At 63.7% G+C, this 22,489-nt stretch carries 18 protein-coding genes; 5 read left to right on the top strand and 13 right to left on the bottom strand.

The window, feature by feature from the left end; translation table 11 throughout:
* Positions 1-12: 12 nt before the first annotated feature.
* On the bottom strand, positions 13-1,389 hold the full coding sequence (locus XH81_RS07995; protein ID WP_028141500.1) for an FAD-binding oxidoreductase: 1,377 nt from the start codon (positions 1,387-1,389) through the stop codon (positions 13-15).
* A gap of 108 nt (positions 1,390-1,497) precedes the next feature.
* On the opposite strand from XH81_RS07995, the gene XH81_RS07990 reads away from it, so the two are divergent.
* Entirely contained in the window at positions 1,498-2,406 is a 909-nt protein-coding gene (locus XH81_RS07990; RefSeq protein WP_028141499.1) for a LysR substrate-binding domain-containing protein, read from the top strand.
* A 211-nt stretch (positions 2,407-2,617) separates the two neighbouring features.
* Here the strand turns inward: XH81_RS07990 and XH81_RS07985 are convergent, their stop codons facing one another.
* Positions 2,618-5,767: a GAF domain-containing protein gene (locus tag XH81_RS07985; RefSeq protein ID WP_028141498.1), complete on the bottom strand. Its 3,150-nt coding sequence runs from the start codon at positions 5,765-5,767 to the stop codon at positions 2,618-2,620.
* A gap of 401 nt (positions 5,768-6,168) precedes the next feature.
* Between XH81_RS07985 and XH81_RS07980 the strand changes: the two genes are divergently transcribed.
* Positions 6,169-7,476, top strand: a complete 1,308-nt coding sequence (locus XH81_RS07980; protein WP_028141497.1) for a hypothetical protein — start codon at positions 6,169-6,171, stop codon at positions 7,474-7,476.
* 55 nt (positions 7,477-7,531) lie between these two features.
* On the opposite strand, the gene XH81_RS07975 is transcribed toward XH81_RS07980, so the two are convergent.
* Positions 7,532-8,311, bottom strand: a complete 780-nt coding sequence (locus XH81_RS07975) for a helix-turn-helix transcriptional regulator (RefSeq protein WP_028141496.1) — start codon at positions 8,309-8,311, stop codon at positions 7,532-7,534.
* A gap of 110 nt (positions 8,312-8,421) precedes the next feature.
* On the opposite strand from XH81_RS07975, the gene XH81_RS07970 reads away from it, so the two are divergent.
* A complete protein-coding gene (locus XH81_RS07970) occupies positions 8,422-9,501 on the top strand; it encodes a zinc-binding dehydrogenase (RefSeq protein ID WP_028141495.1) in 1,080 nt (359 codons plus the stop codon).
* A gap of 94 nt (positions 9,502-9,595) precedes the next feature.
* On the opposite strand, the gene XH81_RS07965 is transcribed toward XH81_RS07970, so the two are convergent.
* The 10 genes from XH81_RS07965 to XH81_RS07920 form a co-directional block, all read right to left on the bottom strand.
* Complete coding sequence (locus tag XH81_RS07965; protein WP_018320184.1) at positions 9,596-10,300, bottom strand: ABC transporter ATP-binding protein; 705 nt, start codon at positions 10,298-10,300, stop codon at positions 9,596-9,598.
* A 7-nt stretch (positions 10,301-10,307) separates the two neighbouring features.
* Entirely contained in the window at positions 10,308-11,588 is a 1,281-nt protein-coding gene (locus XH81_RS07960) for a lipoprotein-releasing ABC transporter permease subunit (RefSeq protein ID WP_028141494.1), read from the bottom strand.
* An 88-nt stretch (positions 11,589-11,676) separates the two neighbouring features.
* Entirely contained in the window at positions 11,677-12,996 is a 1,320-nt protein-coding gene (gene proS, locus XH81_RS07955; protein WP_028141493.1) for a proline--tRNA ligase, read from the bottom strand.
* Positions 12,997-13,140: 144 nt separating this feature from the next.
* Positions 13,141-14,703, bottom strand: coding sequence for a copper resistance CopC/CopD family protein (locus XH81_RS07950; RefSeq protein WP_028141492.1), 1,563 nt, complete (start codon positions 14,701-14,703; stop codon positions 13,141-13,143).
* Positions 14,703-15,245 carry a YcnI family copper-binding membrane protein gene (locus tag XH81_RS07945; protein ID WP_271596094.1) on the bottom strand — a complete coding sequence of 181 codons (543 nt, stop codon included), beginning with the start codon at positions 15,243-15,245 and terminating at the stop codon, positions 14,703-14,705. Before XH81_RS07945 ends, XH81_RS07950 begins: the two co-directional genes overlap by 1 nt.
* A 29-nt stretch (positions 15,246-15,274) precedes the next feature.
* Complete coding sequence (locus tag XH81_RS07940; protein WP_028141490.1) at positions 15,275-15,811, bottom strand: copper chaperone PCu(A)C; 537 nt, start codon at positions 15,809-15,811, stop codon at positions 15,275-15,277.
* A gap of 28 nt (positions 15,812-15,839) precedes the next feature.
* A complete protein-coding gene (locus tag XH81_RS07935) occupies positions 15,840-16,337 on the bottom strand; it encodes a TlpA family protein disulfide reductase (RefSeq protein WP_028141489.1) in 498 nt (165 codons plus the stop codon).
* Positions 16,334-17,545 (bottom strand): sialidase family protein, encoded by a 1,212-nt coding sequence (locus XH81_RS07930; RefSeq protein WP_028141488.1) that lies wholly within the window; start codon positions 17,543-17,545, stop codon positions 16,334-16,336. The genes XH81_RS07935 and XH81_RS07930 overlap by 4 nt, the downstream gene beginning before the upstream one ends.
* A 26-nt stretch (positions 17,546-17,571) precedes the next feature.
* Positions 17,572-19,725 carry a TonB-dependent receptor family protein gene (locus XH81_RS07925; RefSeq protein ID WP_097668908.1) on the bottom strand — a complete coding sequence of 718 codons (2,154 nt, stop codon included), beginning with the start codon at positions 19,723-19,725 and terminating at the stop codon, positions 17,572-17,574.
* A gap of 342 nt (positions 19,726-20,067) precedes the next feature.
* Positions 20,068-20,442: a DUF2946 domain-containing protein gene (locus XH81_RS07920; protein ID WP_028141486.1), complete on the bottom strand. Its 375-nt coding sequence runs from the start codon at positions 20,440-20,442 to the stop codon at positions 20,068-20,070.
* A 479-nt stretch (positions 20,443-20,921) separates the two neighbouring features.
* Between XH81_RS07920 and XH81_RS07915 the strand changes: the two genes are divergently transcribed.
* Both XH81_RS07915 and XH81_RS07910 read left to right on the top strand, forming a co-directional pair.
* Positions 20,922-21,326: a globin gene (locus tag XH81_RS07915; RefSeq protein ID WP_028141485.1), complete on the top strand. Its 405-nt coding sequence runs from the start codon at positions 20,922-20,924 to the stop codon at positions 21,324-21,326.
* Positions 21,327-21,464: 138 nt separating this feature from the next.
* Positions 21,465-22,487 (top strand): sugar ABC transporter substrate-binding protein, encoded by a 1,023-nt coding sequence (locus XH81_RS07910; RefSeq protein ID WP_028141484.1) that lies wholly within the window; start codon positions 21,465-21,467, stop codon positions 22,485-22,487.
* Positions 22,488-22,489 lie beyond the last annotated feature (2 nt).

Below are 22,489 nucleotides of genomic sequence, written 5' to 3'. Positions count from 1 at the left end.
CTCAGCCGGCAATCAGGCCAGGGGCCGGATGTTCTGGTTCATGCGGAAGAAGTTGGTCGGGTCGTATTTCGCCTTGATCCGCTGCAGTCGCCGGTAGTTCGGTCCATAGGCGGCCGCGACAGGATCGCCCGTCTCGTCATCATCGAGATAATTGACATAGCGGCCGGAGGCGAAGAAGGGCCGCATCCTTTCGTAGGTGTCGCGCGCCCAGGACATGCAGCGGCTGGTATCGCTGGCCTGCATCCACTGCGCGAGAATCAGGAAATTATAGCCCTCCTGCCGATGCGGAAATGCCGTATCCACGGCATCGACGCGGGCCGCCGCGCCGTGGACGTGTTCGACCAGAAACTGCCCCATGGGAGTCGGGCAGCGCGCGAAGCATTCGATCATGGTCGCAATCGCGCCATCACTGAGCTCCGCGAGGAAGTTCGATTTCCAATAGTTGAAGGCGCCTTTCGGATAGTTGGCGTCGAGCATGCGGTTGAGGTCGCAATAGGGAATCGGCCCGACTGCATCCAGGATCGGAGTCCCGAACTGTTTCAGCGGCCGCACCGCTCGTTCGGCATCCGCCAGCGGTCCGCAGTGACTGGTGACCAGGACCGCGACCTCCGTGCCGGAGCCGTCGGGCGCATGCGTCAGGGATGCGAACAGCATGTGCTCGTCCGCGAGCGACCGCGTGCTGGTCCGGAAGAATTCGAGCACCTCGCGGGAGCGTTCGATGGGATGGACGATCGGGCCGCCGGTGATGATCGGCCCGATTGTATGAAGATCGTATTCGAGACTGGTGGCGATCCCGAAGTTTCCGCCGCCGCCGCGGAGAGCCCAGAACAGATCGGGCTCCTCTTGCCTGCTGGCGCGCAAAACCCTGCCATCGGCGGTGACGAGTTCGACGGCCCGCAGATTGTCCAGTGCCAGACCGTACTTGCCCATCAGCCAGCCCAGTCCTCCGCCGAGGGTCAGGCCGGCAATCCCGGTGGTCGAGACCACGCCGCCGGTGACCGCAAGTCCGTGAAGTTGCGTTTCGCGATTGAGCTCGCCCCAGGTGGCCCCGCCCTGCGCCCAGACGGTCTTGCCGACCGGATCGACCCGGACGCCCTTCATGGGCGAGAGGTCGATCATGATCCCGCCGTCGATGGTTGCGCGTCCTGCTACATTGTGGCCACCGCCGCGAACGGCGACCTCGAGGCCGAGCCTGGTCGCAAGAGCGACGGCGTCGACGACGTCGGCCACGCTGCGGCACCTGGCGATCAATGCCGGCCGCTTGTCGACCAGCCCGTTATGGACCTTTCGCGCCTCCTCATAGCCCTCGTCCGCCGGTTTGAGCAGTTGTCCTCCGAAGGAGGCGCCAAGATCGGCGGCAGCGCTGGCGACAGATGCGATGGACGACATGACCTGATCTCCTCAGCTTGACCCGCCATATCCTTGGCCGCGCACGATCTCCGCGCAAATCCGAAGAATTCAGGTGACGATGAATTGATTTCACCTAGACTGGCCGGCATGCACAAGCTCCCGCCCCTGATCGAGCTTCGCGCTTTTGAAGCCGCCGCCCGCCATCTGAGCTTCAAGAAGGCGGCGGCAGAACTCGGCGTGACGCCAACGGCGATCAGCCACCAGATCGGGTTGCTCGAGCAATATTGCGGTCGCGCTCTGTTCCGCCGCAGACCACGGCCACTCTCGCTGACCGATGCCGGAGCGCGGCTTTTCCCCGTCATACGCGGCGGGCTCGAGGCGTTTGCCGCCGCCGTTGCGAGCGTCAAGCAGGAAGGCGCCCAACAGCCTCTCCGCGTGACGACGACCAACGCGTTCGCCAGCCGCTGGCTCGTGCCCCGCCTGCCCCTGTGGCGCAAGTTGCATCCCGACGTGCCGCTGGAGGTCATCGGCACTGACACGGTGCTCGATCTGCAGGCCGGAGACGGCGACGTCGCCATTCGCTACGCGACCAGCCGAGTACGGCCGACAGACGGCATCGTCGAAGATCTCTTCACCGATACATTCTGGGCCGTCTGCAGTCCGCGCCTGCTTGCAACGGGGCGCTTGATGCGACCGGTCGACCTCGCAAATCACGTCCTGATCCACTCTTATTGGTCGCCGGCCGATCGTGAGCCGCCCACCTGGCAGCGATGGCTCGCCGCGGCTCAGCGCAGATGGCGTGACGTCCCCCCGTTCAAGGACATGCAGCATCTGAGTTTCCGCGAGGAATTGCACGCCATCGAGGCGGTGATCGCAGGACAAGGAATAGGAGTGTTCAGTGATGTGCTCACGGCACACGACCTCGCCGCCGGTACGCTCGTGAAGGCGTTCAAGCTGAGCTTGCCTGGCTACGGCTTCCATGTGGTCAGTAAGGCAGGCCATCCGCGCGCAAGAACCATCCGAGCCTTTTCGGAGTGGCTGCGATCAGACCCTTGATCCGTTTCTTGGTGTCGCACATCCGTCAAGTCATGATGTTGAGACCGATGCGTGTTTCGGATCTCGTGCGGCCCTCGCCATTCGAGGAATCCGGGGCCACCGTGCCGCATGCAGGCCGACGGTTTCGCCAGTCGGCTGCAAACGAGAGCATCAGGGCTTGAATGGATACCCGTCGGCTGGACCGGCTGGATTTGCCGGACCGAATAGACGATCAAATTTCGTCCAGCAAGGCACGGACTTTCGCGGCCAGATCTTCGATCGCAAAGGGTTTGGACAGCAGATGCTTGCCGGCATCGAGCATGCCGTTGTGAACAATTGCGTTGCGCGTGTAGCCGGTGGTGAACAGCACCTTCAAAGCCGGGTATCGTTTCGACAGTTCGCCCGCAAGTTCAGCGCCGGTCATGTCGGGCATGACGACGTCGGTAAACAGCAGATCCGGGACGAGACCGTTTTCGATCATCCTGATCGCCTCCTTGGCGCTCGCGGCCTCGATGACCGTATAACCAAGCTCCCGCAGGCTTTCGGATGAGATGCTGCGGACCCGCTCGTCGTCCTCGACGACGAGAATGGTCTCACTTTGAAGGCTTGCGCCGGGATGCGTCACTCCTTGCGATGGGGTCGATACTCCCTCGTCGCCGGCGAAGCGTGGAAGATAGATCTTCACCGTCGTGCCAACGTCGACTTCCGAGTAGACTTTGACGTGGCCGCCCGACTGCCGCACGAAGCCGTAGACCTGACTGAGGCCGAGGCCGGTGCCCTTACCCACGACCTTGGTCGTGAAAAACGGGTCGAACACCTTTCCCAGCACGTCGGGCGGAATTCCGGTGCCGTTATCCGTCACGGCAACGAGAACATATTGTCCGGGCGACAGGGCATATTCCCGGGCAAATTTCCGATCGATCGAGGCGTTGCTGGTCTCTATCGTCAGCCGCCCGCCCTTCGGCATGGCATCGCGCGCATTGACCGCAAGATTGATCACGGCGCTTTCCAGTTGGGCCGGATCTGCCTTGACGCGCCAAAGACCGGCCGCCAGGACTGCCTCGAGGCGGATAAGCTCTCCGAGCGAGCGTTCGAGCAGTTCGCTCATCCCCCCGATCATCTTGTTGATGTCCACGACTTCAGGCGCCAGAGGCTGCTGGCGCGAGAACGCCAGCAGCCTCTGCGTCAAAGTGGCAGCGCGATTTGCGCCGTCGATTGCACCCTCGATGAAGCGGTCAATGTTGACCTCTCCCTTGCCGAGCCGTCGTTTGGCGAGATTCAAGCTGCCGAGGATCACGGCCAGCATGTTGTTGAAGTCGTGTGCGATGCCTCCGGTCAGTTGACCCACGGCCTCCATCTTCTGGGATTGGCGCAACTGCTCTTCGGCTTTCATGCGTTCGGCAATCTCGTCGGCGACACGTTGCTCCAGTTCGGCATTGAGCGCCTCGAGCCGGGTCAGGAGCCGAGCGTTGTCGATAGCCGTGGCGGCGTGGCCGGCAATCCCGAGCAAGGCGGCTTCGTGCTCTGCCTGGAATTTACCCGTCTCCACATGGCCGAAGAAGAGTCCGCCGAGGACTTCGCTCGTTCGCGAGATGACGGGGACCGCGAGGTAGGATCGGACTGGAAGATGTCCCTCCGGCATGCCTTTACGCGGCGCGTTCCTGCCATAGCGCGGGTCCTGCAGGATGTCGTCAGACCTCACCACGCCCGTCCCCCTGAACGTGGGCTCGAACACCGCGGTGTTGCGCGGCATAGGAAACTTCTCAAAGGCGGATCGCGGCGCTCCGGACAGCGAATACAGCATGTAGCTGCCGCCGTCCGGCGCCAGAACGTTGTAGAAGAAGGCTCCGAACTGGGCGCCCGTCAGCTCCACGCCGGCATCTGTGACGATCTGCACGATCTTCTTGAGGTCGCGTTCGCGGGCGACCGACGCCCCCGTATCATTCAGTATTCGAAGCTGGCGTTCGGTCTTCTTTTGCGCGGAAATATCCAGAACCGTCCCGATGAACCGGACGGCCTGCCTATTGGAAAAGATCGCCTGCCCCGTCGCCGCGATCCAGCGTTCGACACCATCCTCGATGCCGATGGTTCGGAATTCAATGTTGTAGCTTTTCGGGCAATCCGGCGTCAGGGCTGCGGAGACGGCCTCGTGGGCCCGCTGCCTGTCGTCTGGATGGAGACCCTTCAGGAACGCCCCTTCGTAGCTCACTTCGGCGTCCGGCGACAAACCGAACACCTCCTTGCAGCGGTTGTCCCATCTAAGAACGTCGGTCACCGGATTATAGTCCCAGATGCCTATACCTGCCGCCCTGTTCGCAAGACTCAGGCGTTCGGCAGCTTCTCGCGCCGCCTGTTCCGAACGAACCCGCTCGATGTGGGCCCACGATCTCTCGGTGACCTCCGTGAGCAACGCGAGCTCGCGCGCCGTCCACCGATGCGGGCCGCGGTGATGAATGGCCATCAAGGCCGTGAGCTGCCCTTCCTTGACCAAGGGCATGCAGATCGTCGAACCTATTCCGATGTTCTGAAAGGTGGCCGCCTCCTCCGGCGCGATCTCCTTCAAATTGTCATTGATGACGAGAGGCCTGCCAGCACTGAGCTCTCGCACCGCCTTCTCACCGAAGTCGGCCAGGCTGTAGTGGCCAAGGATATGCATCGCACCAGGAGCCGCCCAATCCCCGCGGATGGTGAAGCCGTCTTGATCGGGATCCATGTCGGCATAAGCGCAGTTCGAGACGCCGAGGTGCTCTCCGACCATTCTCGTCGTCACTGCCATCACGCCGTCGGCATCGCGGGTCCTGGCCGTCTCCTTGTTGAGAGCGTCAAGGAAGAGCAGACGGATCTCGTTCTCCCGCACCGCCGCCTCGGCGCGTCGACGTTCGACGGCGGTTCGCGTGCGCTCGGCAACATCGTGGATGAGCTCGAGCTCCTCGGAGCTCCAGACCCGCGGGGTTGCGTTGTTGAGGTAGAGCAGCGCGACGACTCCGTCGGGCTCGGAGATCGGCATGTTGACAAGCGCGCGAGCGGATATCGCTTCGAGCGCGCGGGCGCGGTCGCCAACGCGAGGATCCTTCTCCGCATCGGCACAGATGACCGTCTCGCCGCGCTTCAAATCTTCGATGTAGTTGCCATAGTCGCGGAAGTGCAGCACCCCCGCCAGGCTCAAAATGCCCGGCGCGTTCCAGTCACGGGCGATGGTAATGGTCTCGGCCGACGTGTCGACCGTGCCGTAGCCTGCCCGGCTGACCTTGAGGCTGCGGCCGAGCAGCTCTACCGCGGCATAAGCGAGATCGTCGGGGTTGGCGATCTCTCGGATGTAATCGCCAAGTGCAGCCAGGACGGCATTGCGATCGGTCGAGTTCTCCCCGGCCGTCGATGTCATCTGACCTCCCCTGACACTTGGCTCGTCACCGAATAGCGTTTCTTGCGGCATCCGCTTCAGGCCGACGACGATGCCAGCGGGAGAGTGGCACCCGCGCGTTCTGATAACTTCATGAAGGCATCAAGGTTCCGGCCCGGCCTGTGCCATGCGCGGGCTCGAGCAAATCACGACGTCAGTGCTTAGTTAGCGCATGCTGCCGCGACCTCGACCGCCTCGCCGCAACAGCGTGAGCGCCTGGGCCGATGGACACGCTGCCGGCGTCAAAGTTGCGTGTCCCCGCACGCAGCCATCTGCAGGTGTCGGCAGAAAATAAACGCGACTGCCCGCGCCACCGCAAGTTGTGGACGCACCCTTGGTCGTATAGCGTCAGCATCAGGATGCACCTCGTGGTCTCACAATTCATGCTCGTCCGTGCCCTGCTTCTGCTGGCCTTGCTGTCGCTTCCCGGCGCATTGCGTGCCGAAGGGACCCCGGCCGAGAAACCCGGCTTTGCCTCCAGGCTGACGATCTATCTTGCCAAAGGCGCGCCCGACGCGTGCGGGCCGGGCTGCGACCGCTGGATCGCGATCGAGGGCCAGATCGATCAAGACGCAGCGTCCCGCATTCGCCGCTTCCTCGCCGGCGTCAAGGACCTGCAGCGCCCGATCTACCTCCATTCGCCCGGCGGAAACGTTGAGCAGTCCTATGTGATCGCCCGGCTGCTGCGCAGCCGCAAGGCGATCGCCCGGGTTGGCCGGACGATCGCGACGGCGTGCGCCGCGGGCACGCAGATCGACGCCGCATGCCAGAAGATCAAGAACGGGAACGGCGAGGTCGAGGCCGAACTCAGCACCTATCATGCGATGTGCAACTCGGCCTGCGGTTACCTGTTTCTCGGAGCGACCTCTCGCGAGGTTGCGCCCGATGCCGCGCTGGCGGTCCATAACTCCAGGCTCATCCTCCGATTTCAAGGCAATCCGCCTCCGGAAGTGGTCGCCGAAGCGCGGCGGCGCCGGATCGCCGGTGCCGACCGCGACCGCGCCGCGTTCATTGCGGCGATGGGAATCAGCCGCGAGCTCGATGCACTGATCAGCACCGTGAAATTCGAAAACCTGCACGTGCTGACGCGGCCCGAACTCTACCGGTTCGGGATCGACACGCGACCGCTGGCCGAGACGATGTGGCGGCTGGAAAAGGGAGCGCGACCGTTCATCAGCAAGATCGCCGCGGTGAAGAAGGAGAACGATGCCTCGTTCCGGACCATGGAATGGCGCCTGTATTGCGAAAACAAGAAGCGCGTGCCGCTGATGTTCGCGGGTGAGATCGACGCATCGGCCGCCGGCAAGAAAACGATCCTGATCGCGGCCAGCGCCGACATGAGCAAGCAAGCGGGAGGGCCTCCGGTGCGGTTCGGGAAGTACGAGGTCTGGAACGGCGCCGTCGACCCGGACATGGTCAAGGCGGTGCTGGCCTCGCACTCCCTGCAGGTCCGGGAAACCACGCCGGAACCAGAGGGACGGGCTGACGTCACAAGCTTCAACATCGACACGACCGGCTTGGCGTCGGTGTGGACGCAACTCGGGACGTCGTGCACTTCAGTGGCGACGGGCCCGGCAAAACCCTGGCCGGCGAATTCTCTGCAGCCGACACCCTGGACGGACAGTCCATGGACAGCAGGTGGTGCGCTGCCGAACGTCAGCGCAACGCCTGCGGCCGCGCCCGCGCCGTAGCGCAAGGCGGGCAAACTCGACAATCAGTCTTCAGAAGTGAAAGCCTGCCGCTCGGTTAGCCCCCGACCGGCGTATAGATCACCAGCTTCAGCGCGGGATCGTCGTTGGCCTGAAAGCTGGTGTGCTCGAAATGAAGGACGCCCTTGGTGGGATGGGTCATGGCCTTGCGGCCCGACAATGTGCCGTGCACTTCGTGCGCGCCCCACCATTTGACGAATTCGGGACTGCCTTCGCGCAAGCGCGTCAGCAGCTCCGCAAAGGCGGGATCGCCGGCCCAGACGTCATGGGTGGCACGAAACATCGCGACCATGCGCTTGGCGACGTCAGCCCAGCCCGCCCCGTAGGATTTTCGCGTGCGCTTGTTGGTCATCATCAGCAGCAGCGTGTTGCGATCCTGCTCGGGCAACTGACCGAAGGCAAAGACCTCCTCGGCCGCCGCGTTCCAGGCCAGCACATCCCAGCGCCGCCCCGTGATATAGGCCGGCTGGTGCAGGCTCTCGACCAGCCGCAGGATCGCCGGCGGCACGGTCTCGCGCGTGAACGCCCCCCTGGCGCCGTCGCGCGCCAGCGCCTTCAAATGCGCATGCTCGGTCTTGCTGAGGCGGAGTGCGCGGGCCAGCGCATCGACGGTGGTCACCGACGGGCTGACGGTGCGGCCCTGTTCGAGGCGGATGTACCAGTCGACGCCGATGCCGGCGAGCTGCGCGACCTCCTCGCGGCGTAGCCCCGCGGTGCGCCGGCGCCGGCCGACCGGAAGACCAACCGTCTTCGGCGACAGCTTTTCGCGGCGAGACCTCAGGAAGTCGCCGAACTCAACGCGGCGCGGATCGGCCATGATGTCGCTCCCGCATGGAGGGTCTTTGGAATACTAGGATAATACCAGGCCTTCTTGGCCCCTCCAAGGCGGCGCATATGGGATTCACCGCGACTTTGAGGTGAACATCCATGAAAGCTGCCGTACTAAAATCCCTTGGATCGCCGCTGGTGATCGAGGACGTTCCGAAGCCGACCCTCGGTACCGGCGAAGTCGTTGTCGACATCGTCGCCACGCGCGTCCTGTCGTACATGAACGAGGTTTTTGACGGGACACGCAACTACGCGCTCGATCTGCCTGTTATCCCCGGTCCCGGCGGCATCGGCCGGGTGCGCGCGGTCGGCCCGGATGCCACCAAGCTCAGCGTGGGCGACTGGGTGTTCTGCGACCCGACGGTGCGCTCGCGCGACGACACCGTTGCGCCCGATATCGCTCTGCAAGGGCTCACCGCTGCCGGGCCCGGCGGCATGCGGCTGCAACAGCATTTTCGCCACGGCTCCTTTGCCGAACAAATGAGGGTGCCGACCGAGAACGTGAAGCGGCTCGGTGCGATCACGCCCGAGGACGCGACGCAATGGTGCGCGCTGGGCACGCTGCTAGTGCCTTACGGCGGCTTCCTCGCTGCGAACCTTAGAGCAGGCGAGACCGTGCTGGTGAGCGGGGCTACCGGCAATTTCGGCAGCGCCGCCGTCTCGGTTGCGTTGGCGATGGGCGCAGCCAGCGTGGTCGCGCCCGGCCGCAACGAGAAAATCCTCGCCGACCTCGTCCGACGCTTCGGCAGCCGCGTGCAACCGGTCAAGCTTACTGGCAATGAAGATCACGACCGCGAGGCGATGAAGCGCGCAGCGCCCGGCCCGATCGATTGCGCGTTCGACATCATGCCGCCCTCCGTGAGCACCGACGTCGTGCGTGCAGCGATCATGACTGTGCGCCCCTATGGACGCGTCGTGCTGATGGGCGGCGTCGGCATGACCGGCGGCGCGGGCCTCGAGCTGCCCTACCCCTGGATCATGCGCAACTGCATCAGCATCCACGGCGTCTGGATGTACCCGCCGGATGCCGCGAGCCGTCTGATCGCGCTGGTGCGTGCGGGTCTGCTCAGGCTGGAGGAATACGAGACGACGGCCTTTAACCTCGACCATGCCAACGAGGCGGTGGCGCACGCCGCCGCCAATGGCGGGCCGTTCAAAATGACGGTGATCCGGCCTTGAAAAATTCAGACGACGGCGTGCCCGTCGTCACCGATTTTTTCGTCAGTCGGCCTAAGCACTTGGCTACTGTGCATGGGGTTGTTTTCGCGATTTTCTACTCGAGCTCGACCACCTGGCCGTTCGACAGCGACACCCGCCGGTCCATGCGGCCGGCGAGCTCCATGTTGTGGGTCGCGATCAGCATCGAAACCTTGGTCGCCTTGACCAGCTGCATCAGGGCCTGGAACACGTGGTCCGCCGTGTGCGGATCGAGGTTGCCGGTCGGCTCGTCCGCGAACAGCACCCGCGGCGCGTTGGCCACCGCGCGCGCGATCGCGACGCGCTGCTGCTCGCCGCCGGACAGCTCGGCCGGGCGATGGGTGATGCGGTCGCCGAGACCGAGATAGCCGAGGATCTCCTTGGCGCGCTTGACGCTCTCGGACTTCTTCAGGCCGCGGATCATCTGCGGCATCATCACATTCTCCAGCGCCGAGAACTCCGGCAAGAGCCGGTGCGACTGGTAGACGAAGCCGATATCGGTGCGGCGCAGCTGGGTGCGCTCGATGTCGGGCAGCTGCGAGGTCGGCGCGCCCGAGACATAGACCTCGCCGGAATCGGGCGCTTCCAATAGCCCCGCGATATGCAGCAGCGTCGACTTGCCCGAGCCCGACGGCGCCACCAGCGCGACAGACTGCCCGGCCCACAGCGCGAGCTTGGCGCCGTCCAGGATCGTCAGCGGCACCTCGCCCTGCAAGTACTGCCGCTTTATCTCGTGGAGATAAATGACCGGTACGTCTTCCGCCCCCTGCTGCTGCTCCATCAACCCCTCACTCGTACCGCAGCGCTTCGACAGGATCGAGGCGCGCGGCGCGCCACGACGGATACAGCGTCGCCAGGAACGACAGCGTCAGCGCCATGATGACGACGGCCGTGGTCTCGCCGACGTCGATCTCGGCGGGCAGTTTCGAAAGGAAATAGAGTTCTGGCGAGAACAGCTCGGTGCTGGTCAGCCAGGACAGGAATTGCCGGATGGATTCGATGTTGAGGCAGATCACGAGGCCGACGGCGAAGCCGACCAGCGTGCCGACCACGCCGATCGAGGCGCCCGTGATCAGGAAGATACGCATGATCGAGCCCTGCGAGGCCCCCATCGTGCGCAGGATCGCGATGTCGCTGCCCTTGTCCTTCACCAGCATGATCAGGCCGGAGACGATGTTCAGCGCCGCGACCAGCACGATCATGGTCAGGATCAGGAACATCACGTTGCGCTCGACCTGGAGCGCGTTGAAGAAGGTCGAGTTGCGCTGCCGCCAATCCACCAGGAACACCGGCCTGCCCGCAGCCTCCGTCACGGCCTGGCGGAAGGCGACGATCTGATCGGGATTGGTGGTGAACACCTCGATCGAGGTGACGTCGTTGCTGCGATTGAAATAGGCCTGCGCTTCCGCGAGCGGCATGAACACGAAGCCGAGATCGTATTCGGACATGCCGATCTCGAACACGGCGACGATCTTGTACGGCTTGATGCGCGGTGTCGTGCCCATCGGCGTGACCGCGCCCTTCGGCGCCACCAGCGTGATGCTGTCGCCGGCATGCAGCGACAGCTGGTCGGCGAGGCGCCGGCCGATCGCGACACCCTGCCCGTCGTCAAAGCCCTCGAGCGAGCCCTGCTTGATGTTCTTGGCGATCGAGGTGAGGTTGTTGAGGTCGTCGGAGCGGATGCCGCGCACCAGCACGCCCGAGGCGTTCCAGGGTGAGGACGCCAGCGCCTGGCCGTCCACCACGGGCGCGGCGAGCCGGATGCCTTTGACCTGGCTGAGGCGGTCGGCGACGTCTTTCCAGTCGGTCAGCGGCGATTCCAGCGGCTGCACCAGGATGTGCCCGTTCAGCCCCAGGATCTTGTCGAGCAGCTCTTTGCGGAAGCCGTTCATCACGGCCATGACGATGATCAGCGTCGCCACACCCAGCATGATGCCGAGGAAGGAGAACCCGGCGATGACCGAGATGAATCCCTCCTTGCGGCGCGCCCGCAAATAGCGCGCCGACAGCATCCACTCGAATGGCGCAAAAGGCGCGGTTTGCACGGTCTCGGTCATGGTCTCATCCATCGCTCGATAATCCCATGATTCGGGGTCAATTGTGGCCGGATTGGCGGCCGCGATATCGCGATGAACAATATTCAGCCGACCAGGCTTATCAGCCCACAAGTCTTGCGACCGCGTCCGCTGGCGACATAGTCTCGCGGGAGCCGTCACTGCGCCGCTTGATCTCGACCTTGCCGTCGGCGAGCCCCTTCGGCCCGATCATGATCTGCCAGGGGATACCGATCAGGTCGGCGGCGGCGAATTTGGCTCCGGCGCGCTGGTCGGTGTCGTCATAGAGCACGTCGACGCCCTTGGCCGTGAGCTCGGCATAAAGCTTCTCGCAGGCCGCATCGACCGCCGCATCACCCTGCTTGAGATTGAGGATAGACACGCGGAACGGCGCGACGGCCTCCGGCCATTTGATGCCGGCATCGTCATGGCAGGCTTCGATGATCGCGCCGAGCAGGCGCGAGACGCCGACGCCATAGGAACCGCCATGGATCGGCACGTCGACGCCGTCGGGGCCCGCCACCAGGGCCTTCATCGCGTCGGAATATTTGGTGCCGAAATAGAAGATCTGCCCAACCTCGATGCCGCGGGTGTTCACCCGCTTGTCCGCCGGCACTTCCTGCTCGAACCGCGCGGCGTCGTGGACGTCCTCCGTGGCGGCGTAGACCGAGGTCCATTGCTTGATGATCGGCGTCAGGTCGCTGTCGTAGTCGACGTCCTCGCCCGGCACCGGCAGGTCGAGCACGTCGCGATTGATGAAAACGCCGGATTCACCGGTCTCGGCCAGCACGATGAACTCGTGGCTGAGATCGCCGCCGATCGGGCCGGTCTCCGCGCGCATCGGGATCGCCTTCAGCCCCATCCGCGCAAAGGTGCGCAAATACGCCACGAACATCTTGTTGTAGGCGACGCGCGCGGCGGCTTCGTTGAGGTCGAACGAATAGGCGTCCTTCATCAGGAACTCGCGGCCGCGCATCACGCCGAAACGCGGACGTTGCTCGTCGCGGAATTTCCATTGAATATGATAGAGATTCAGCGGCAGGTTCTTGTAGGACTTCACATAGGCGCGGAAGATCTCGGTGATCATTTCCTCGTTGGTCGGCCCGTACAGCAGCTCGCGCTTGTGGCGGTCGGCGATGCGGAGCATCTCCGGACCATAGGCGTCATAGCGGCCGCTCTCGCGCCAGAGGTCGGCAAGTTGGAGCGTCGGCATCAACAGCTCCAGCGCGCCCGACCGGTCCTGCTCCTCGCGCACGATCTGCTCGATCTTCTTCAACACGCGGAAGCCAAGCGGCAGCCAGGCATAGATACCGGCGGCCTCCTGCCGGATCATGCCGGCGCGCAGCATCAGCCGATGCGAGACGATCTCCGCCTCTTTCGGATTTTCCTTCAGGATGGGCAGAAAGAACCGCGACAACCGCATGGTAATACTCTGGGAATCAGTGATGGGTTGCAGTGAAACCGGATTGAGAGCGAAAACACAAGACCGGGAATGAGGAAAAGCCGCTAACGCAACGGAATTCCTGTCATTTTTCCGTCGGACTTCAGGTTCGGCCCAAGCTGCGTCTCACGGCGGCGTGACGTCGAGTTCATCTTCGAGCGTGATCTGCTCGAAGTCGGTCACCAGCGCGTCGATCCGCACGTGCCAGCGGCCGGCAAACGGCAGTTCGACCTTGCGCACATGCCAATAGCCGTCGGGCCCGAGCGAGGCCCTTCGCTCCATCGGCTCGATGCCGCGCTCGGGCAGGCTCAGGGTCAACGTCGCCTCCTTGGACGCCAGCGGCGTCCCCTCGCCGGTCATGAGCTGGAGCACGACATCATTGGCCCCCGCCTTGCCTGGCGAGACCAGGACCTGGAACATCGCCTTGTCGCTATGGATGTGGATCGCCAAGGGTGTCTCCGGCACGATCGTCCGCGGCGGCGGCGTGAAGCGCCAGCCGGCGACCACGGCCAGGATGGCAAGAGCAATCGTACCTTCCAGCACGATCGAGCGCTTAAGCGCGGGCGTCCCTGTCTCGTTCCGGGCCAGAGCCGGAGTCAGCCGGAACCGATTGAGCGCGGCCAGCGCCAGCAATCCCGTGACCAGAACTAGCTTGACCGAGAGGATTAGCCCGTAGCGGGTCCCGACCAGCGCTTCAGGCTTTTCGAGCTGCACGATCGCGAGTGCGAGGCCGGTCAAGGCCAACACGCCGACCGCGAGCGCAGCAATGCGGGAAAAGCGGTTCACAATCGCGAGCGTCGCAATCGTCGGCTTCGACACCAGCACCACGAGCGGCGCGAGAGCACCGATCCAAATGGTGACACCGAGGCCGTGGAGAAAGATTGCAGGCCGGGTCAACGCCTCCGGCGGTGCCGTTGCGGCGTGCCCGGTCATGGCGAGCGACAGACCGACGCCGACCAACGCCATGATCGCAAGAGCACGCGCGTACCACGCACTGCGCAGCGCCATCAACGCGAGTAGCATCGCAAGCAGAGCAACCAGCAGCGCAGGGCCGGCACTGGTCGCGAGCGCGACTTTCCAGGGAGCGGCGGTCGCAAGGGCTGCCAGTGGCAGCCCGAGGAGATCGAGGCCCAACGCGCCGACGGACGCCACCGCGCTTGGGATGCCGATGGCGAGCGCCATGCGCGGCACGGCCATGCCGGTCATCGACCACGCAACCCAGCGCGCGAAGAACACGCCGCCGACGCCAATGAACAGCCCAACGTACAGGCCGACGCGCGCCAGCCAGATCAGCGCGTTCAACCCGCTATCCTCAGCGGCGGCAGGCTTCGTCGCGGTCGGCATGCCAATCGAGAAGATCACCGATCCGGTGACAGGATGGCCGTCCTGCGAGATCACGCGATAGCTGACGACCGCGGTGCCCTCAGGCAGATCCACCGGCATCACGACCGAAATCGTCTCGCCCGATGCGCTGACGCGCGCATCATTCCGCGCCCTGCCCGCGCCATCGATCAGCCGGATCGCGCCCGGCGTCACCGCCTCGTTAAAGCGCAGTTCCACCGCCTTGGGCGCGGCCTTGAGCATGCTGCCGCTCGCCGGCTCAACCGAGACCAGCGCCGCATGCGCCGACGCACCGCTTGCGAAGCCGGCAACGAGGAGCAGCGTCGCAAGCGCGGCGAAGAGGCGCATCAGGATTTTGGCAACAGTTTCACGCCCGGCGCCGGCGACTTGCCCTCGGACTTGCCCTCGGACTTGCCCTCATGTGAATGCCCTGCCCCCGCCGCCGGAATTTCGATCCAGCGGCTGACGCCGGCCTCGCATTCCTGAACGACAGGGAAGTACAGAACCGTGTTCGGCTTCAGGCTGTCGGTCAGGAACGTGCTGAGGACGAACTCGTCATAGTTCTTGTCCGGCAGCTTGCCGCCGGACCACGCGACCTCCTTGACGCCGGAGGAGAGCTTGTTGCCGTGATAGTCGTATTCCCCGGCATATTTGCCGTCGACGACATCGACATTCCAGCCGGCCTTCGGCATCGGCTTCACCGCGATCACCCCTTCCGGAATCTGCACCCGGATCTTCACCGTCGGCGAGCCCGCGCAGCCATGCGGCACGGTGAAGACGGCCTTGTAGGACGTACCGACCGTGGCTTGCTTGGTCTCGATCGACACGTGCGCCGCCGCCGGCGAGGCGGCTAGCGCGGCAATCAGGATCAGGCAGGATTGCTTCGACATGTTCGGCCTCCCGAGAGTCCAGATCCGTTTCATTTCATCTTCATTCCCGAGTGATCCGGCATTTTCTTCATGTCCATATGACCTGAATGCCCGGCATCGCCAGGCGCCTGCGCGCCGACGCCCTGGACGTCTAGGGACACGGCGACCTTGCCGGCCTTCTCGAATTGCAGCGTCACCGGCACCTTGTCGCCCTGCTTGAACGCGCCCTTCAGCTCCTGGAGCATCAAGTGATTGCCGCCGGGCGCGAGCTTCACCGTCTTGCCGGCATCGATGGCGAGCCCCTTGTCGAGCGGGCGCATCTTCATCACGCCGTTGTCCATCGCCATCTCGTGGATCTCGGCCTTGCCCGCGATATCGGCGGACACGCTGACCAGTCTGTCGGCCGCAGTGCCCTTGTTCTCGATGGTCAGATAGCCGCCGGCGACCTTGGCGCCGCCCGGCGTCGCCCGGCTCCAGGCCTGCGAAACGACGAGATCGCCGGCCTTGACGTCGTCGGCGACCGCCGGTGCTGCGGAGATCGTGAGAGCGAACGCAGCGAGCAGCACGTTTTTCGAGCTTGTCTTCATATCGGTATTCCCTTTGCAGTCTTTAACTTCAGTGTTTGGAGAGTTGTTGCGCCGACCACTTTTCGAGATCGGCAATTTCGGCCGAGCCTTCGATCGTCGTGATGGTTCCTTCCGGGGAGATGAGCATGGTCCTGGGGATGTCGCCCTGCCAGGCCGGATCGATCTCGAACCGCAAGCGCTCGACAAAGCCGTCGTTGAAGATGAAATTTTCGGTCGACGCCAGACCCGCCTTGTCGAGCATCGATTGCGTGGCGGCCGGCAGGTTCGGCACGAGATCGGCGCTGACCGTGACGACGTCGATCTCCGGATGCTCCTTTGCAAACCGCCCGAGCAGCGGCAGCTCGACCTTACAAGGCCCGCAGGTCACACCCCAGAAATGCACGAGCACGGGGCGGCCGGCGTGCCCCCTCAGGACGCCTTGCCACGTGCCGCGTTCGAATGGCTTCAGAGCCGGAGATGCGCCGAGCGCCGCCGCCGATGCGATCAGAACAACAAGGCTGGCAATGCCTGCAAATCGAAATCTCATGGTTGGTCCTCGATTGCCGTGAGCCGATAGCCGTCCGCCTTCGTCATCCACGACAGGTAGGTCTGCTTGCCGTTGGAGACCAGCAAAGGGTGATCGGACGTGTCGGTCGTGCTCGATATCGCCTTCGGCGCCGACCACGTCTCGCCATCGTCGCGGGAGACCGTCATCTGGACCGAGGTCTTTTCACCGTCGAACTCCTTCCAGACCATCACCGTTCCCGCCGCGCCCGCGAGCACGAAGGGGTGCGTCGGATTACGATCCGGCCGCCCCAACGCCATCGGCGAAGAGAACGTGCGGCCTTCGTCGCGCGAGTGGGCGTAGAACAATCCCTTCCGCGCCTTCCCGTTGGTGTACCAGGCGACGTGATAGGTTCCGTTCGGGGCAACGGTGAGGCTCGGCCCATGATGTGGGCAGGCATTGATCTGCCAGTCGTCGTTGCTGACCCGACGGACTTCGCCTGGCGTCGCGACGTCCGTGAAGGTCATCACCGCGTGGTCGCGCACGCCGCCCTCAAATATGTTCCTGAAGATCACGACCGGCCGCCCGGACGCAGCGAATGCCAGCCCCAACCGGCAGCATTCGCAGGTGCCCTCGCGCGCCAGCTTCGCTTCTGCGTAGGTGGTGCCGCCGTCGCTGGACGAAGTGAAGAACAGCCCGGCTCCCTCGTACTTCTGTCCCGCTTCCTTCGCAAAAATGCGATTGCGCTTGTCCAGCCACGCCGCAAATACTGTTCCATCCTGATCGAGCGCCAGCGCCTCGAAACGTTGGCTCTCGTTGCTGGCGGTGATCGGCTTCAGCTCGGCAAAGCTCCTGCCGCCGTCGGCCGAGCGCGTGGTGAGCACCTGACCGTTGAAGGCCTCGTCCCTGAAGGTCGAGAACGCGAGCGCAATGCCCCCCTTGCGGTCGACCACGATCTTCGGCCGCGCATCCGGCCCCCAATCGAGGTTCAGCCGCGTCGTCGTGACCTGCGTGGGCGTCGAGAAACTTCGGCCCGCATCCTGCGAACTTGCGACCGAGACCTGCCCTCCCGCCATCCAGACCAGCCACAGCGCGCCGTCCGGACCGAAGGCGGGCGTCGCCTTGGTCGCACAGCGCAGCGTCGGCTCCTCGCACGCGGCTTCGGACGCGTGCTTGCCGTGCATCTGCCCCAGCGCCGCACCTTGCAGGCAGGCGAGAGCGGCTATCGCGAGCAAGCCAGTTCGGATCATGGCCCTATTCCCTTCGAGAGCCCGGATCATTTGAAGGCCACCTTCATACCTGCAACGAACAGGCGTGGCGAGCCCGCATAGATCGATCCGGGCGCCGTGCTTGCGAGCGTGCTCCCTGGAATTTGCAGGCCGGCCGCCGTCACAGTGTTTGCGATGTTGTTTGCCGACGCAACATAGGTGCGATCGAACACGTTCCTGACCTCAAGAAACAGATTGAGTGACTTGAAGGTGTCGGACACCAAGTCGGTCTTGTAATGGACGTTTACATTGACCAGCTCATAGCCCGGCGCCTTCAGCAGATTCGCGTTGTCCATGTAGAAAGAGTCCTTCCACTGGACCTCGACGAAGCCCCCGAGGCCTGCCAGCGGCCCGGCGAACTCGTCGTAGCCAATTCGAGCCGTCAGCTCGTTGGGCGAGATACCGGGAATTTTGTTGCCGGCACGGTTGAAGCTGAACACGGCGCCATTGGTGATGTTCTCGACATATTCGGTGTAGACCTCGTCGAGATAGGTGTACGCCGCCATGAACCGCCAGCCCGGATAGAATTTCCAATCGGCTGCAAGCTCGATGCCGCGATGTTCGGAGCGCGGCGCGTTGAACGAATAGTTTACACCCGCGACCGATGTCGCCTGGTTGACGATCTCGTTCCGGAAGAACTCGTAAAAGCCAGTCGCGCTGAGCTTGAGCGCGCTGTTCGGCGTCCAATCGAAACCGAGATCGTAGCCAAGATTCTTCTGGGCTTGGAGCTGCGTATTGTTGCCCGATAGTCCGGTCTGAGCGACGAAGAGATTCGAGACCTGCGGAGTGCCATACCCCGTGGCAACGCGTGCCCGGAACAGCCATTCGTTATTGAGATTGTAGAGTAGCGCCAACTCTGGTGCAGTGTTTTGAAACTGCCGGTCCGCTGTCGTCGGCGTTGTCGTGGTGATGCCGGTTGGACCAGCGTACGAATAGGCCGTATTGGTGCCCTTGAGCAAGGTCGTCTCCCAACCGATGCCTGCAACGGCCGTTAGCGACGATGTAAGCTTGAGCTCTTCCCTGGCACGAACACCGTAGTTGGTCGTCTCGCTGTAGAGATTGCTCGACAGCCTGCCGAGTGTTGCGTTGCCTCCCGGCATCACGTTTCGCGTGTCGCTCGACGCCGTCAGGGTATTGTAGAAGGCGCCGAAGAATGCGGTGGACTCCAGGCCGAGAATCTCTCCGCGCTTGGTGAAATCACTCATGTAGTTGTACGACGGGAAGTCGCCGATCGAGCTGGTTGAGCCAGTTGGCTGACTGATGTTCCGGTCGTCGAACACGAACTGGTTGCGCCACGTCGTGTTGTTGTCGAAATCGTGCTCCCACCGGCCCCCGACGATGGTGCGGCGGTCGTTGCGGCCGAGCCCGGCCTGCACGGCCGTCTCCGTATCGGTTCCGGCGGTCGCGTTGAAGCCATTGTTGAACAGCCTGACCGTACCGCATCCGGGCGCGGCCGTGGCACCGGTCGCACAACCCTGCTGGAAGGGATTTTGATAGTATTGGTTCAGCGTGGAGCGAAGCGGCAGCCGCGCGCTGAGATCGTTGTTGATGATCTTGACCGTGAAACGGTCGTCCGGCGTCGCCTTGAGCGTGCCGAGGAAGTTGACGGTCTGCGTGTTGAACCAGCTATTGCCGATATAGCCGTCGCCTCGCGTGTCGCTCGCGAACAGCGAGCCCTCGAAATTCCCGACCTTCTTGCCGGCCGCCAGGTAATTGTTGAGGTAGCCATAACTGCCGCCGTCGACGCCGTATTCGACACCGTCGATCGTGCCGCCCGGCCGCGTTCGAAAATTGAGCGCGCCACCGGTCGCGTAATTGCCGTAGAGCGCCGACGAGGGGCCGCGGATCACGTCGATCGCGCCATAGGCGTGGGGGTCGATCAGGTCGCTGCGCGACAGGCCGTCCGGCTGCGTGACGGGGAAACCGTCGTCGAAGATCACGAGATTGCGGATGCCGAAACCGTTCCGGGCGTTGGACCCGCGAATCGAGATGCCGAAATCGCGCGGGCCATTACCCTGCTTGATCGAAATGCCCGGACTGTCCCGCAAGACGTCGCTGACCGAAAACGAGGGCCGGTTGTCGAACTGGCTGCGATCGATGGTCGTCGCGGTCTGGCCGGCCGGCGCCTGATTGAGACCGGCTCGCACTGCGCCGGCGGACATCGTGTTGTTCTGCCCCTGGGCGCCATCGGTCCCGATCGGCGCGACCGGCCTCGCTGCGCGCGCCGCCGAAGCGGAACGCAGCCGCGCTGGCCGGGTGATTGGTTTGGGACGGGACGTCTTAGGCGCCTCGACCGTCACTGCGGGAATCGCTTCCGACGCAGCCTGGGCGAGCGCGTCTGAACCGATCGGGGACACCAGCCCGAAAAGCACGGGCAAGCCCGCACTTCCGATCGCACGAATGCGTAACATCTCTTGAATTCCTGACATCCGGCGCCTCGGCCGGTCCATTGAGCACGCCATCGGCGGCAACGGCGCGCGCCAACGGTTCGGTTTGTCGCTACGTCAGGAAAATTGAGGTGGGGCGCGGGCCTGAGCGCTCGAACCCCTGGGAGCGGCGATGGCGGACGCATCCGCCGGCTGCCACACCACGCGCGCGGCATGGCGGAAGGGAATCGAGAGTGCCGCGTGCGTCGGCGAATCGAGCGACGCGCCCGCCTGGGCGAGGCAGCACAGCGCGCACGCGCCGGCATGCGCGGTCGGGGTGCCCGTCCGATCGTCGAGGCCACCCTGATCGCTCGCACTGTGGCAGATGACGGCGGCAGACAGCGGATCGGCGATGGCTTGGCCCGTCGCCCAACAGGCGGCAATCGGCGCCAGCACCTGCATCGCCAGGGCGAGCAGGACCAGGGGTAGGAATTTCTGTAACCGCGCGCGCATCTGCCGAACCGTTCGTTCGTCCGCTAACTAAACACCGCGCCGGGCCCAAGTCGAGATCAGTTCCGCCGCCTTCTTGGCCCAGCGCAAATTGGCGAAAACTGTGACCGTGGTACCCCAGCACGGCACCGAGCGGGGGTATTTGAGCCAAATCAAACGGCCCGGCATCCACAGATTTCTTATATTTGTCATATACTTGCGGGGCCAAAAGCCCGATCATTTCGTCTATTGCTCGAATTTTGAACATTCGTTGCCGAAAATGATGACAAGTGAGAAAAGTTGATCTAGCATCACCCTTGCTCAGGCTGGCCGTGAGGTCGAAGTCTGGTGGTCCAAGTCTCGGGAGGAGCCCCTGGCGCGCAAAACGCAGCGTCGCCCCGTCAATCAAGAGCAAATCTTAGAATCGGGGATAATAGGGTCGACACAATTTTTGAGCGGGGCCAGGGCCCCGCTCTTTTTTTGTCTGCATGGCACTTTCGCCGATGAATATGCCCTCCAATCCAGTCGAACTCAGCTTTGAACTCGCCGCCTCGCGCTGCGCGGATCTCACGCCCCTCGTCTACAAGCGCCTGTTCGACGAGCATCCCGAAACGCAGGCGATGTTCCGCTCGAAGGGCGGCGACCTCGTGAAGGGATCGATGCTCGCGCTGACGATCGAGGCGATTCTCGATTTTGCCGGGATGCGTCATGGGCATTTCCGTCTGATTGCCTGCGAACTTGCCTCGCACGACGCCTATGGCACGTCGCGCCAGCTGTTCACCGCCTTCTTCACCATCATCAGGGATACGCTGCGCGATCTGCTCGGCGATGAATGGTCGATCGAGATTGCGCAAGCCTGGGACAAATTGCTCGTCGACATCGACGCACTCGCCGGATCGACCGCCTGACGCTTTGCGCTGCACCACGCGGCGTACTGCGATGGCGCGTGTGATTGCAGATTGAGTGGCATCAACTCTTGTGAGACACTTTCGACATCGGTTGCGCAATCAATGACGCGCCGACGATAAAATTTATGGGAGCGAGCGATGTCCGGGACGAAAGATTTCTCGACGACGAGGCGCGATCTTCTTCAGGCGGCTGCGACCGCCGGCGCCGGAGCTGCCCTCCTCGGCAGCATGGGCATAAACCCCGCATTGGCCGCCGAGGTCGGGCGAAGCGAGAAGCCGCTGAAGGCGGCGTTCTCCAATGCGGGCCTGCAGGCCACATGGTGCGCGCAAGGAAAGCAAGCCGCCGAATTCTGGGGCAAGCTGTTCAACGTCGAAGTCACCTGGTTCGACGGCCAGCTCGACGCCGTGAAGCAGCGCGCGGCGATCGACAACATGGCCTCGCAGAAATGGGACTTCGTCGCGATCCAGGCCTTCGGCATCGGCACCCTCACCCAGCCCGTGCAGAAGATGATCGACGCCGGCACGCCCGTGATCGACATGGACACGCTGATCGCGCCGCTCGACCAGATCAACGTCCACTCCTTCCTCGCCCCCGACAACGAGTTCATGGGCGCCTCGGTGACCCAGGCGCTGTGCAATGCCATGGGCGGCAAGGGCAAGATCATCATGACGCAGGGCGCGCTCGGCCATACAGGCGCGCAAGGAAGAGCCAAGGGCTTCACCTCGGTGGTCAAGCAATTCCCCGGCATCGAGGTGCTCGACACCCAGCCGGCCGACTGGGACGTCTCCAAGACCGCGCGCCTCTGGGAAACATATCTGACCAAGTATCCGCAGATCGATGCGGCGTTCTTCCACAATGACGACATGGCACTCGCGGCTGCCAACATCATGAAGGCGCGGGGCCGCACCAACATCCTGATCGGCGGCGTCGATGCCATGCCGCCGGCGATCCAGGCGGTGAGCGAAGGCCGCATGTTCGCGACCGTCCGCAATCCGTCCTGCCGCATCCATGGCGGCGCGATCATCGCGGGCGTATCGGCCGTAGTTGGCGGCGAGAAGAGCGGCCAGGGCATCCCCAAGAACGTCGTCACCGACGGCCCGGTCGTGACCAAGGCCAACGCCGCCGGGATGCAGTGGATGCAGGATCACTTCCTGATCTGAAC

Source organism: Bradyrhizobium sp. CCBAU 25360, from assembly GCF_028128695.1.
In the GTDB taxonomy this organism is placed as follows: domain Bacteria; phylum Pseudomonadota; class Alphaproteobacteria; order Rhizobiales; family Xanthobacteraceae; genus Bradyrhizobium; species Bradyrhizobium ottawaense.
This window is presented reverse-complemented; position numbering and strand designations above follow the sequence as displayed.